The sequence below is a fragment of the Thermovirga sp. genome (assembly GCF_017656375.1).
Taxonomy (GTDB): Bacteria; Synergistota; Synergistia; order Synergistales; family Thermovirgaceae; genus Thermovirga.
Genome location: NZ_JACDOB010000004.1, coordinates 32,416 through 45,173, shown reverse-complemented (window position 1 = coordinate 45,173; position 12,758 = coordinate 32,416). Strand labels below are relative to the sequence as shown.

Here is a 12,758-nt window from a genome sequence, read left to right as displayed (position 1 = left end):
TGTGAGAGTGTTAAATGTAAAGCATGGAGCTTGGATTCAAGACGATAGTTGAGGGGCTTTTCCACTTGTTCTGGCCGGTGGAATGCCCCTTTTGCAAAAAATTAGGAGTTTCTATTTGTGATGAGTGCCTGGACTCAATCTTAGAAAACGCTGGTGTCTTGTGCTTACATTGTATGGCTAATTATCCTTGTGCTAGGCATTCATTCAGGTCGGTTCCTTTGTACTGGGGATCTATTCACAAAGGCAAGGCCAGAGAAGTGGTCCACTTGTTGAAATATGGTCATTTCAAAAGTTTGGGTTCTAAAATGGGAGAGGCTCTGGCTAGAAATTTGGTAATAGATGGCATAGTTGAGGGATTAGTGCCTGTGCCTTTGCATATAGGTTCCTGTAGACATTTCAATCAGGCATTAGAGATAGCCAAAGGTGTGGGAAAGATTTTAGATGTTCCAGTTTTGGACGTGCTTTCTTGGAAAAAAGAAATGCCAACCCAGGTAGGAAGAACATATCAAGAAAGAAGGGCATTGCCCAAGGGAGCGGTAGTTGTCATTGATAAGGCTAAGACCTATAAGAGGAAGAGAGTCATGATCGTAGATGATGTGTGCACTACAGGTATGACCCTCAGGAGGTGCAGGGAAGCTTTGGAGGACGAAGCGTGGGATGTTGTTGGGGCTATTGTATGGTCTTTAGGAGGATATGGTGCATAACTAAACTAGTCTATTTCATGTATGTCTTGTATTTCTATGTCCTTTTCCTCGCAATAGGTCAAGATGAAATCTTTTTGGTCACATGGGAAGCGGCATGCTAAACCGCAGCTAGAAGAAAGAGATCTGGGGATGGGGACTATTTTTACGTTTAGCCCTGCTTTCCTGAAGGTTTTTTCGAACAGAATAGCCATATGAGTAGTTTCGAATGTGGCAAGGCAGTGCACCTTAATCACCTCGACTTAATTAGGAATTTTTGTGTGTGCTATAGGTAATTATAACTAGACCAGGAACTTTGTGAAGGTTAAAATAAGCAGGTAAAGATTTTAGAAGGAGGTTTTTCTATGACAAAAGGTGTAAGAAGCATTGTGACTGTAGGTGTTCTATCTCTTTTTCTGGTAGCCTTTGTATGTGGGACCGCATTGGCCCAGGAAAAGATAGGAGTTTTGGATCCACAGAAGGTTTTATTCCAGCATCCTAAATTTGCTCAAGTTCAAAAAGAAATAAAGGCTATGATGCAGAAGAAGCAAGCTGAAGCCAAAGCTGCTATTGAGAAAGCCACAGATGATAAAGAGAAACAGAAAATATTTAGTACAAAAAGACAAGAAGCAGCAATGCAAGAGCAAAAACTTATGCAGCCCCTTTTCAAGGATATAGACCTGGCAATAAGGACGGTTGCTAAAACAAAAGGCATAACCATAGTGTTGGATAAAGCCCAGGTTTTCTTCGGCGGGATAGACATAACGGAAGATGTTATTCAAAACTTGAAGAAGAAATATGCAACTCAATAATAAAACAACTAAATCAATATTAATTTGGGAAGAGAAGGAAAAATAATTAATTTAAAAGGGGAGGAATTACCTCCCCTTTAATGTTTCGTGGTTCCAAGGTATGCTGCCTCTACTTCTGGATTTTTCAATAGTTCCGCCGATGGTCCTTCCATTAGGATTTCGCCAGTCTGTAAGACGTAACCTCTATGGGACAACATTAGGGCCTGTTTTGCATTTTGTTCGACTAGGAGGATGGTAACCCCTTCGGAGTTTATGCGTTTTAGCTCTTTGAAAATGTCTTTTATTATTATAGGTGCCAACCCAAGAGATGGTTCATCCAACAGGAGCAACTTGGGCCTTGACATTAGTGCTCTTCCAATTGCTAGCATTTGCTGTTCCCCTCCAGATAGGGTGCCAGCATGTTGATTCCTTCTTTCTTTAAGCCTGGGGAATAATGAATAGACCCACTCTAGATCTCGCTCTATGTTTTCTCTGTCTTTTCGGGGGAAAGCGCCCATCATTAGGTTTTCGTAGACAGTTAGAGGAGCAAAAACCTTACGTCCCTCAGGGGAAAGAGATACTCCCTGAGCAACTACCTGGTAGCTCTTTTCAGCCAGAGGCTTGTCCTCTAAGAGTATGGTTCCACTTTCTCTTTTAACCATGCCCATTATGGCGTTCATCAACGTGCTTTTCCCAGCTCCATTTGCGCCTATGACACAAACTATCTCTCCCTCGTTTATGTGGAGGCTCAAGTTTCTTACGGCTTTTATCGCTCCATAGCTTACGTTCAGATTCTCTATAACCAAAAGGGGCTTTTGGGAGTTCAACTTTATTTCACCTCCTCTCCAAGATATGCCCGAAGAACCTCTGGGTGATTTTGGACTTCATGAGGTGTGCCCTCGGCTATCTTGGCTCCGAAATTGATGCATATCACATGGGGGCATATCTCCATAACAAGCTCCATGTGGTGTTCTATAACCAGAATGGTGAGGTCAAAAGTTTTGTGTATATCTTTTATAAGTATGTTGAGTTCCTGAACTTCTTCAGGGTTCATACCTGCGGCAGGCTCATCAAGCAATAAAAGGTCAGGTCTCAAGGCTAAGGCTCTAGCTATTTCCAGTCTTCTTTGATGCCCATAAGGCAAAGTTCCTGCAGCTTGATAGGCTCTATCGGCCAGTCCCACTTTTTCCAAAAGTTCTAAACTTTCCATCATGATATCTCTTTCGGTAGATTTCCACCTTCCGAGGTGAGTTATAGCTTCCAGGAAGCTGTAATTGTAGTGTTGTTGACAGGCTGTCATTACGTTTTCAAGAGCACTAGATCTGGGGAAGAGTCTGAGGTTTTGGAATGTTCTGGCTATACCTTTTTTAATTACTTCATAGGTTTTAAGGCCTGTTATGTCTTCACCTCTGAAAGTTATATGTCCACTATCGCAGGGATATACACCAGTTATGAGATTAAAAATGGTGGTTTTACCGGCGCCATTAGGCCCTATGAGACCCGCCAGCTCTCCCTTTTTAAGGGAGAATGTTATATCGTTAACAGCATGAACTCCGCCGAAGAATTTGTTTACGTTTTCGAGCTCCAGAATATAGGACGACATCACATTTTCCCTCCTTCGGCCGGTTTCGACTTATCTTTTTTGAATAGGTTTAAAATGAGCCGAGGATGAAGCTCATGTTGGCCCATTATGCCTTCAGGGCGGAAAATCATAATCAAGACGATTACTGCGCCGTAAATGAGCATTCTATATTGGGATATAGGCCTGAAAAGCTCAGTCACAAGGGTTATTATAGTTGTCCCTATAAGTGTTCCACTTAATGAGCCCAATCCCCCAAAAACCACAACTGCCGTCAACTCTGTGGATTTCAACATGTCGAACATTATGGGCTGTATGAACGATAAGAATCCCGCTAGCAAGGCGCCACTTATCCCACAGTAGAAAGCAGAAATTGCAAGGCTCAAAACCCTGTAGTGTGCTGTATTGAATCCAAGCAATGATGCGGCTATGTAGTCATCCCTGCTTGCCTTGAATGCTCTTCCATATTTACCATTTATTAGGAAAAACATAAAAGTCGCCATAACAAGGAAAAATATCACTGCGACGGGAAGGGACGTATAAATAGGTATTCCTGGAATGCCTCGAGAACCTCTTGTTAAGGATTGCCAGTTCTCAAGCACAAGCCTAATAGCTTCTCCCAAGCCTATAGATGCTATGGCGTAATAGTCTCCCATGAGCTTAAGGGTTGGTATTCCTACCAGCCAGGCTATCACCATGGCTCCAGCTCCTCCCAACAAGACCGCAACCAACCAATGAAACCCTGCCTTTATTATCAAAATAGAGGATATATAGGCCCCCAACGCCATATAGCCTGCATGGCCCAAAGTGAATATGCCGGTGAATCCTGTGAGAAGGGAGACTCCCATTGCTGCGATAGAGTTTATGCAGAGCAATATTATTATACCGTCAACGTAGCCACCAAACACAAAAATACCTCCCCTCTATACCTTTTCTTTGACTTCTTTGCCGAAGAGCCCACTGGGCCTGATGAGCAAAGTTATTATCAAAAGCAAGAAAACCACAAGGTCACGCATTTGGCTAGATATGAATCCTGCTGTAAGCATCTCTGCTAGGCCCAAAATGAGGCTCCCTACTACCGCTCCGGGCAAAGAGCCTAATCCACCTATAACCGCTGCGATGAAGGCTTTTATAGTTATCAATCCCAATTGAGGATACAAGGTGTATCTTGCCGACAGGAAGATGCCACCTACTGCTGCCAATACTCCTGCAACGAAGAAGACAATCGATACAAGCCTGTTTACATTGACACCCATAAGCCCTGCCACTCTTAGGTCATAAGCAGCTGCCCGAATGGCAAGCCCCCATTTGGTCCTTGTCAAGAAAAGCTGCAGGCAGCTGAGAAATATAACGGCAGTAACAAGGGAGAGTATGTCAAACATGCTTGTTGTTGCCACGCCAAAAACATTAACAGGGCTTGTCGGTATGACAGGAGGCAAAGCTCTAAACCTGCCTCCAGCTAAAATAACGAAGACATTCTCAATTACTATACTCATGCCCATCGAAGCTATTAACAGATATAGGGTGATATTTGTCTTTTCTCTTATGGGCTTATAGGCTACCCTTTCAGTAAGGATGGCAGATACGCCTGCACCCACCATGGCGGCTGCGCCTGCAAGCCAGATATTGGCTCCCACAGATCTAAGCATGAAATAGCAGATATATCCCCCAATGACCAAAAAGCCTCCATGTGCAAAGTTAGAGAAGAGAAGTATTGAGTAGACTAGGGAATATCCGACTGCTATTAGCGCATAAACTGATCCCAGAGAGAGCCCGTTTATGATTTGTTGTAAAAGGGTCTGCAATATTTACCACCTCTTTCTTGCTTGGTGTATTTAAAAAAGGCGGGCCCTTAAGGCCCGCCATGTCTAAGCGGTTAGGGCTGTATCATATCTGGATATTATTCTGGTCTGACCTTCTTGTAGAATCTGCCTTTGCCATCTTTGGCTATGAGAACGACGCCGTCTTTATCTTTGGGGTTGTGGAACTCGTCCATCGTTATTACGGCGTGGTGCAGCTGAAGATTCTTGGTCTCTGCAAGAGCTTTTGTGATGGCCTCAGAATCAGCTTTACCTGCTCTCTTTACTGCATCTGCCAAGAAGTATACTGCATCGTAGGCAAGGATTCCATTCACGAACTCCTTGCATTCATCGTTGTATTTCTTTTTGTAGGCCTCGAAGAAAGGCTGCATTGCAGGGTCTTCAGGGGAGACGTGGTTGATCCAGTAAGAGTTCTCCATGGCATCTCCAGCTATTTCCCACATAAATTCCCCGTAACCATCGCCACCTACGAAGACTATGTCGCTCATGCCGAGCTCCCTGGCTTGCTTCATAATAAGGGCCATTTCCTTACCCATATTGGGCAGGACAAGTACGTCGGCGCCGCTGTTGCGGATTTCCGTTAGCTGAGCTCTGAAGTCAACGTCCTGGCCGCCTCTGAAGCCTAAGTCAGCTACAACTTTTCCCCCGTAACCTTCGTAACTCTTGATGAAGAACTCACGGAGCCCTTGAGAGTAGTCGCTGCTCACGTCGTAAAGAATTGCAGCTTTAAGTTTACCAAGGTCTTTTGCGGCGAAATAAGCTATTAATTTGCCCTGGTAAGGGTCAGTAAAGCAGACTCTGAAGGAGTAGGGCCGGACTTTACCGCTTTCGTCCATTGTTACATAGGGGTTAGTTGAAACTGTTCCTATCTGTGGCACTCCTGCCTGATTAACTACCGGGGCGGTAGCAATGTTAACGCCGCTGGCGTTAGCGCCAACTATAGCAACTACCTTGTCCTGGTTGATCATCCTTCTGACGGCGTTTACTGCATCTTCCGGCCTTGAACGGAAATCATAAGGCACTAGCTCCAATTTCAAATTCCCCAGGGCACCAGAAGCATTGATTTCTTCGACAGCTAACTGGGCGGATTTCAGCTCTGTTTGCCCGTAGGCGGCCCAGTCGCCTGTCAGTGCTGCAAGGTAGCCTACTTTGACCACCTCTTCAGCTAAAGCTCCCCCCACAAAGAGGGTCAATGAAAATGCCGCAAGAAGTAACACTGCAAAACCTTTCCTCACTATCTCCACCTCCACATTAAGTTGAATAATACCTATATAAGGAATTTTAGCATATAAAGGCAAATTGTACTGCAAGAAAGTGTGAGTTTATTTTATTGATTTTTTATTCAGTATTGATAGGTTAAATCTGACAATAGCTTATAATATAACTTCAAAGGACGGTGGTGGCTTTGATAGTGAAATGCGAGAAACTTTTAATATCAGACATAGACGGGACCCTTGCGTATAGGGATGTTATATCGAAGAGAGTCGAATCCGCTTGTTTGAAGCTAAAAGGCGGTGGCTGGACTTTGATGGTTGCTACAGGGAGGATTTTAGCTTCTGCATTGCAGCATATCCGTAAAATAAAGGCCTCTGGCCCTGCCATAGTGTATGATGGGGCCAGAATAATGGATTTTGAGAGAGGGATGCTCTTTTGGGAGAAAAAGATTGACGGCGGCCTAGTTAGGGATGTGCTATTAGCTGGTTGGGATTTTGGAGTAGGAATTCAAGTTATGGGAGACGAGAAGGTGTTTTGCAGACCTCATGATGAAGTTGTGATAGATTATTTCAAGAGTATTGGAGTAGAAGTAGAGCCTAACCTTACCCAGCCCAAGGAACTTAATTCGGTTTACAGAGTTATTTTTCACGGGGATGAAGGGCTAATTAAAGAGCTTTATGATCATATTTCTGGCAAATTCAAAGACAGAACATCAATAACTATGGCGGGGGAGAAGTTTCTGGATGTGCTACCACCTGGGGTTTCCAAAGGGCATGCTTTATCTAAAATTTTAAAGATGAAAGGCAGTAGTAATAAGATAGTTGTAGCTGTAGGGGATCATATGAATGATGAAACTCTTCTTTTGAAAGCGCATATAGCCTTTGCCATGGAAGATGCGCCAGATGCCCTTAAAAAGCAGGCAGATGTAGTTCTGCCTTCCGCTGAAAATGGTGGGTTTGCGGAAATTGTCAAATATTTAGAGGACGAAGAATTTTTATTTTTTGTTCTATCAAAAAAAGGATTAAATATAGGGGAGTGTAAAGATATTTAAATTTCAAGGAGGTGCAGGATTTTGAGTGCAAAAATTAAACTTGATGTGGTGGATATGTTTATTCCTGATGGGTGTAACATTATTTTAGGCCAGAGCCATTTTATTAAGACAGTGGAAGACCTTTACGAGGTATTAGTTACCACCTCTCCATACTTGGAATTTGGGATTGCCTTTAACGAGGCTTCTGGCCCATGCCTGATCAGGAAGGATGGAAATGCAGAAGATTTGATAGAAGCGGCAGTGGAGAATGCTAAAAAGATTTCGGCAGGTCATGTTTTTGTCATATTGTTGAGAAAAGGTTACCCTATAAACGTTCTTAATAAGATAAAATCCTGTCAGGAAGTATGTAGGATATATGCAGCCACAGCCAATTCACTTCAGGTCGTAGTGGCTGAGACGGAGCAGGGCAGAGGAGTGATAGGTGTTGTCGACGGAGCTCCCCCAAAAGGTGTAGAAGGTCCTGGGGAAATTGCAGAAAGAAAGAAATTACTGAGAGATATAATAGGTTACAAGCGTTAGGAAAAGAAGAAGGGTGGAGGGCTAAGCCCTACCACCTCTTTTTCTTGACAACATTGCTTATTGAGCCTACCAAAGTTATCAAGGCTGAGGCCCCGAGCCCTGCAAAGAGAGGCTTTAGGGGGAGGTTCGTTAAGGGCCAGAGTAGAGTGGTTGACAACCCGAGAATGCTGGAGGCAAAAGCCCAGCTAGAGGGCAACATGCCAGGTTTTAGGATCCCTATTACGAGGGGAAAGAATGTTCCGGCTCCTCTTAATCCCATGCTTAGATAGCTCCACTCCAGTATCATGGAGCTTTTGCCTACAACGGCAATAAGAGCAGCACCTAAGATGACTACTAATACAGTTATCCTGTTAAGGCTTAAGGTGTTGTATGTTTTTGATGACTGCAAAGGGATAATGAAATCCGAGACGATATTTGTTGCCATACCCAGTGCTAAGCCTGCAGCAGTTCCAACGACCGTTATGAGTATGCCGGCCCAGATTGCTCCAGCCAAAGCGGGGTGGAAATAGTTGTGTATAAAATAAGGAAGGGCTTCTGATGGCTGTATGTTTATGCCAGAGCTTCGCAGATAAAGGCCTATCCATATTCCCAAAAGCCCTAGTGGGGGCATTAGTAAGGCAGCAATCAGTGCGCCCTTTTTCGCAGTTTTGGGGGAGGAAGAGGAATAAATAGCTTGAATATATATTTGTGTGCATAAAACCCCAACCACAAGAGAGACCCCTGCATTCAGGCCTTTTCCGACGCCATTGCCGAACAGTGAGAAGAAAGGCCTGCGTGGCAATGTACGCCAAATCTGGCCAAAATCACCCAGGGCCTTCAAGGACACCAAAAAGCATAGCAATAGTATTCCGTAAAGTAGGGCTATTTTATATACTCCTATTTTGCTATAGCTTTTGAGGCCTCCCAAGAATATGAAGGCCAGGATAATCAAAGAAAATAAGAACATTATTATCCAGTCGTTTGCTGGAATAATGCTTCGGAGCATTGCTGCTCCGGCCAGAAATTGTGCTACAACTGAGATAAAAGTTCCCATGACCGAAGCCCACATGGAAACTTTAGCCGTTGGGTGCCCATATTTTTCTGCCAGAAATTGAGTAATGGTTTCTAAGCCAGAACTTCTTAAAGGTACAGCAAAGAATAAACCGAGGACCAAACACCCAATACCTCCTCCTAAAGTGAACCACCAGGCAGAAAGGCCATATGCATAGGCCATTTGTACCGTACCTACAGTTGAGGCTCCACCTACGAGGGCTCCCAATAGAATTCCAGACACCAATGTGGCAGAGGACTTTCTGCCAGCTAGAGAATAATCTTCATGCTTGGTATGGCTGCTGGATTTAGCCCCAAGATGCACAAAGAACATAACGACCACAAAAGCAGAAAGGAGAAAAATAAGGCACCACTCCTTGCTTATTAGGATGAAAAATGCATAAGGTCAGATTATTATAACAAAATGGCAGCTGTTACTGTGATAGGCAGGTAAGACACTTTAAATATATTGCTTTTATAAATTATATAGCTGCGGTAATATAGTAAAGAAGTATATCGTTTGCGGAAAGGTTGATTTTTAGAAATGGCTAAAAAAGGAAATAAGCGATATGAGTGTCTTGAGTGTGGATATATAGGTTTTACCTGGTCCGGCAGGTGTCCCAAATGCGGGGCCTGGGGGAGTATCGAAGAAGTAGTGGAAATTCCCTCAGAAGATGTGGGAGTTAAAACAACTTTATTGCCCTTGTCTTTGCATGAAATAAAGAGCCCTAAAAGATTGTCTTCTGAGGATGAAGAGTTAGATAGGGTCTTGGGTGGGGGATGGGTTCCAGGGGCTTCGATTCTTTTGGCAGGAGAGCCAGGTATAGGCAAATCTACCCTCTTGCTGCAAGTTTGTCTTAGGATGGCGCAAAAAGGAAGAAACGTAGTATATCTTTCCGGAGAAGAATCTCCTTCCCAGGTTGCTTTGAGGGCAAAACGATTGGGGATGATGCCACATAGCTTAAAAATAGGTTGTGGAGATAATATTGATGAGTTGCTACAGAGCATAACAGAAGCAGATCTGACTGTTGTAGACAGCGTACAGTCGTTCATGTCTGGCGAGTTGTCAGGCCTGCCGGGCACACCTTCACAGGTTAGGGCAGTGGCACAAAGAGCTATTGTTTTAGGAAAACGAAGTGGATGCCCTGTGGTTATGGTTGGCCATATAAACAAGGAAGGTATGATTGCAGGGCCTAAACTTCTGGAACATATGGTTGATACAGTTTTGCTTTTCTCTGGAGACAGACTTTCGCCCTACAGGATCCTTAGAGCTGTAAAGAATCGCTTTGGAGCAACTGATGAGATGGGAGTTTATGAGATGTTGGATAAGGGACTTTTTGCTGTAAACGATCCAAGTATGCTCTATTGGAGGGGTAAACAGGAAAAAACCCCGGGTGTTACGGTTGCTCCTATTGTGGAGGGCTCAAGGGCTTTCTTGGTGGAGGTTCAGACACTTGTCGCAAATTCACCCTTCCCATACCCCAAAAGGACTGCTATTGGGGTAGATGTTAGCAGGTTGCAACTTTTGCTGGCAGTCCTTGAACGGCGATGCGGAATTTTGACGACCTCACATGACGTGTATGTAAACGTAGTTGGAGGCATTTCAGTAAAAGGCCCCCAGATAGACCTGGCTTTATGTGTAGCTTTGGCTTCCGCCCACTACAACCGGCCAGTGGACCCCTCGTTTTGTTTCATAGGTGAAGTAGGGCTTGCCGGCGAAGTGAGACCCCTGCCCAGGCTTACAAGCAGAATAAAGGAGGCTAAGCGCTTGGGCTATAAGCGTTTCATCGTAAGCAGGGGGCAGGATTTAGATATGTTTGAGGGAATAAGTTTGTGCAAGGTTGGAAACGTTAAGGAGGCGCTGAAAGAGGTGGGCTTATGAGAAAACATAAATTGTGTAAGGTATCCTTGTTGGCGTTGGCTTTTGTGTTTGGAGCAATCTCTCTCCTTGCTTCACCTGTCGCTGCGAAGGAGGTAAGAAATATTTTAAGTGCTTCCTTTGACGGCATAGTGGGTGTGGTCATGGAGGAGCACCTTGATGATATCATTAAGGAAGCGCGAAAAGTAGATGCCGAATTGATAGTTATTGATATGGACACGCCTGGAGGGCTAGTGAGCTCCATGAGGGCGATTACTCAGAAAATCCTAAAGTCAGATATACCTATAGTTGTGTGGGTTAGTCCTCCAGGAGCCAGGGCGGCGTCTGCTGGGGCCTTTATCCTGGAGGCTGCGCACGTTGCTGCCATGTCTTTTGGAACTAACGTAGGAGCAGCTCATCCCGTAACCGCAGGAGGTGAGAATGTCCCGGAAGAGATGGATAAAAAAATAACGAGTGACCTGGCTGCCCAGATGAGGTCTCTCGCGGAAGAGCGAGGTAGAGACCCGAACTCCTGCGAAAAAATGGTTTTAGAGAGCGTATCTTATACGGCCAGAGAAGCCCTGCAAGAGGGAGTAATAGATATTGTAGCTTCTGACCTTCCTACATTGCTGGAGGCTATCGGTGGAAGGGAGATTAAACTGGGTAATAGTTCAGTTAGGCTGGATTTCAGGGATTATAAAATACATAGGCATGAGATGCCTCCAAGATTGAAGGCGCTCCACTTTATATCTCGTCCTGATGTGGCGTACCTGCTCTTGATAGCGGGGATTTATGCCATTATTTTCGAGATAATGTCTCCTGGAGGTTTCGTCCTTGGGACTTCGGGGCTTATTTTAGTTCTGCTGGCCTCTTTGGGACTCAGGATGCTTCCTTTGAATTGGGCGGGTATAGTGTTATTGATCGCTGGTATTGTAGTAATGATTTTGGATCTAGTTATCGGAGGAATAGGTATATTAAGCGCGTTCGGTGCTGCTGCCCTTATTGTAGGGGGGTTAGTTATATACCGAGCTCCGGGGGGTGAGCTTCTTAATATGTCATATAGTTTTTTGATCGGTGCTGTAATAGCTATCACGGCGTTTTTTATGTTGGCGACTTGGGCGGTTTGGAGGTCCTTGTCAAGAAAGGCTGTTTCTGGCAGCGAGGGTCTAATTGGCTCAGAGGGATCTACATTTAGTGATTTGGATCCTTCTGGGATGGTGAAGTGCCATGGAGAGATATGGGAGGCTAGGAGCTTAACAGATGAGAGAATAGAGAAGGATGTACCTGTGCGAGTAGTAAGGGCCGAGGGGCTAGTCCTTTATGTAGAACCATTGAGAAGTGAAGAGAAAGGAGATGAGAACGATGATAAGTGACATCGTATATGCCATCTTTAATTTGGGAAGTTACGTAGGGACCATAGTAATACTGGCAATTCTTCTGGTCGCTGCTGTACGAATTGTTCCAGAATATCAGAGAGGTGTGGTTTTCAGGTTAGGACGATTTGTGGGTGTTAAAGGACCTGGGTTGGTTTTGATAGTACCTTTCATTGATAGGTTGCGTAGGGTTGATTTGCGAGTGGTGACCCTTGATGTCCCTTATCAGGAAGTCATAACAAAAGATAATGTCCCCGTTAAGGTGAACGCGGTAGTGTATTTCAGGGTTATGGATCCTGCTAAATCCATAATTGAGGTAGAAAATCACGTACTTGCCACTAGTCAGCTTTCACAGACTACCCTGAGGTCTGTTGTGGGGAGGTCTGAATTAGATGAGGTTTTGTCCGCTAGGGACAAGATAAACGTGGAGTTGCAGCATATCATAGATGAGCGAACGGATCCTTGGGGGATAAAGGTAAGTGCTGTAGAGGTAAAGGAATTAGAGCTTCCTGAAGGGATGAAACGGGCTATGGCCCGCCAGGCTGAAGCCGAGCGGGAGAGAAGAGCCAAGGTCATAGCAGCGGAAGGGGAGCTTCAGGCAGCAGAAAAGCTCACAGAAGCTGCTAAATGGATGGAGGAATCTCCTATAACAATACAGCTGAGGTACCTTCAGACCTTGCGGGAAATAGCGTCGGAGAACAATTCAACTACCATTTTCCCGGTTCCCATTGACCTTTTAGGCGCTTTGATGGAAAAAGATAAGAGCAAAACAAAAGAAATTAGCTAAATGGTTTTGCGTCATGAGGCTAACATATATATAATGGTGTGCAACCTAACTTGAAC

At 44.5% G+C, this 12,758-nt stretch carries 14 protein-coding genes; 7 read left to right on the top strand and 7 right to left on the bottom strand.

Annotation, left to right across the window (positions count from 1 at the left end; genetic code table 11):
- Window positions 1-23: 23 nt before the first annotated feature.
- Window positions 24-704 (top strand): ComF family protein, encoded by a 681-nt coding sequence (locus tag H0Z23_RS02880; RefSeq protein WP_296867454.1) that lies wholly within the window; start codon window positions 24-26, stop codon window positions 702-704.
- Between the two features lie 5 nt (window positions 705-709).
- Here H0Z23_RS02880 and H0Z23_RS02875 read toward each other — a convergent pair whose 3' ends face one another.
- Window positions 710-928, bottom strand: a complete 219-nt coding sequence (locus H0Z23_RS02875; protein WP_296867499.1) for a DUF3343 domain-containing protein — start codon at window positions 926-928, stop codon at window positions 710-712.
- A gap of 117 nt (window positions 929-1,045) precedes the next feature.
- Here H0Z23_RS02875 and H0Z23_RS02870 point away from each other — a divergent pair, with 117 nt between their 5' ends.
- The gene (locus H0Z23_RS02870) at window positions 1,046-1,492 is read left to right on the top strand and encodes an OmpH family outer membrane protein (RefSeq protein ID WP_296867453.1); all 447 of its coding nucleotides are present in this window, start codon (window positions 1,046-1,048) and stop codon (window positions 1,490-1,492) included.
- Window positions 1,493-1,569: 77 nt separating this feature from the next.
- Here H0Z23_RS02870 and H0Z23_RS02865 read toward each other — a convergent pair whose 3' ends face one another.
- From H0Z23_RS02865 to H0Z23_RS02845, 5 genes are all read right to left on the bottom strand, one after another.
- Window positions 1,570-2,298: an ABC transporter ATP-binding protein gene (locus H0Z23_RS02865; protein ID WP_296867452.1), complete on the bottom strand. Its 729-nt coding sequence runs from the start codon at window positions 2,296-2,298 to the stop codon at window positions 1,570-1,572.
- A gap of 2 nt (window positions 2,299-2,300) precedes the next feature.
- Window positions 2,301-3,074 carry an ABC transporter ATP-binding protein gene (locus H0Z23_RS02860; RefSeq protein ID WP_296867451.1) on the bottom strand — a complete coding sequence of 258 codons (774 nt, stop codon included), beginning with the start codon at window positions 3,072-3,074 and terminating at the stop codon, window positions 2,301-2,303.
- Window positions 3,074-3,958 carry a branched-chain amino acid ABC transporter permease gene (locus H0Z23_RS02855; protein ID WP_296867450.1) on the bottom strand — a complete coding sequence of 295 codons (885 nt, stop codon included), beginning with the start codon at window positions 3,956-3,958 and terminating at the stop codon, window positions 3,074-3,076. Before H0Z23_RS02855 ends, H0Z23_RS02860 begins: the two co-directional genes overlap by 1 nt.
- 15 nt (window positions 3,959-3,973) lie before the next feature.
- Complete coding sequence (locus tag H0Z23_RS02850) at window positions 3,974-4,855, bottom strand: branched-chain amino acid ABC transporter permease (RefSeq protein WP_296867449.1); 882 nt, start codon at window positions 4,853-4,855, stop codon at window positions 3,974-3,976.
- Window positions 4,856-4,950: 95 nt separating this feature from the next.
- Complete coding sequence (locus H0Z23_RS02845; protein ID WP_296867498.1) at window positions 4,951-6,105, bottom strand: ABC transporter substrate-binding protein; 1,155 nt, start codon at window positions 6,103-6,105, stop codon at window positions 4,951-4,953.
- Between the two features lie 176 nt (window positions 6,106-6,281).
- Here H0Z23_RS02845 and H0Z23_RS02840 point away from each other — a divergent pair, with 176 nt between their 5' ends.
- Together H0Z23_RS02840 and H0Z23_RS02835 are read left to right on the top strand one after the other, a co-directional pair.
- A complete protein-coding gene (locus H0Z23_RS02840) occupies window positions 6,282-7,136 on the top strand; it encodes an HAD hydrolase family protein (protein ID WP_296867448.1) in 855 nt (284 codons plus the stop codon).
- A gap of 21 nt (window positions 7,137-7,157) precedes the next feature.
- On the top strand, window positions 7,158-7,655 hold the full coding sequence (locus H0Z23_RS02835) for an adenosine-specific kinase (protein ID WP_296867447.1): 498 nt from the start codon (window positions 7,158-7,160) through the stop codon (window positions 7,653-7,655).
- Between the two features lie 28 nt (window positions 7,656-7,683).
- Here H0Z23_RS02835 and H0Z23_RS02830 read toward each other — a convergent pair whose 3' ends face one another.
- Window positions 7,684-9,018, bottom strand: coding sequence for a sodium:solute symporter (locus tag H0Z23_RS02830; protein ID WP_296867497.1), 1,335 nt, complete (start codon window positions 9,016-9,018; stop codon window positions 7,684-7,686).
- A 210-nt stretch (window positions 9,019-9,228) separates the two neighbouring features.
- On the opposite strand from H0Z23_RS02830, the gene radA reads away from it, so the two are divergent.
- Genes radA through H0Z23_RS02815 form a run of 3 tightly spaced genes read left to right on the top strand, consistent with a single transcriptional unit; the run spans window position 9,229 to window position 12,702 of the window.
- Window positions 9,229-10,566: a DNA repair protein RadA gene (gene radA / locus H0Z23_RS02825; protein WP_296867446.1), complete on the top strand. Its 1,338-nt coding sequence runs from the start codon at window positions 9,229-9,231 to the stop codon at window positions 10,564-10,566.
- On the top strand, window positions 10,563-11,915 hold the full coding sequence (locus H0Z23_RS02820; protein WP_296867445.1) for a nodulation protein NfeD: 1,353 nt from the start codon (window positions 10,563-10,565) through the stop codon (window positions 11,913-11,915). The genes radA and H0Z23_RS02820 overlap by 4 nt, the downstream gene beginning before the upstream one ends.
- On the top strand, window positions 11,905-12,702 hold the full coding sequence (locus H0Z23_RS02815; RefSeq protein WP_296867444.1) for a slipin family protein: 798 nt from the start codon (window positions 11,905-11,907) through the stop codon (window positions 12,700-12,702). The genes H0Z23_RS02820 and H0Z23_RS02815 overlap by 11 nt, the downstream gene beginning before the upstream one ends.
- Window positions 12,703-12,758 lie beyond the last annotated feature (56 nt).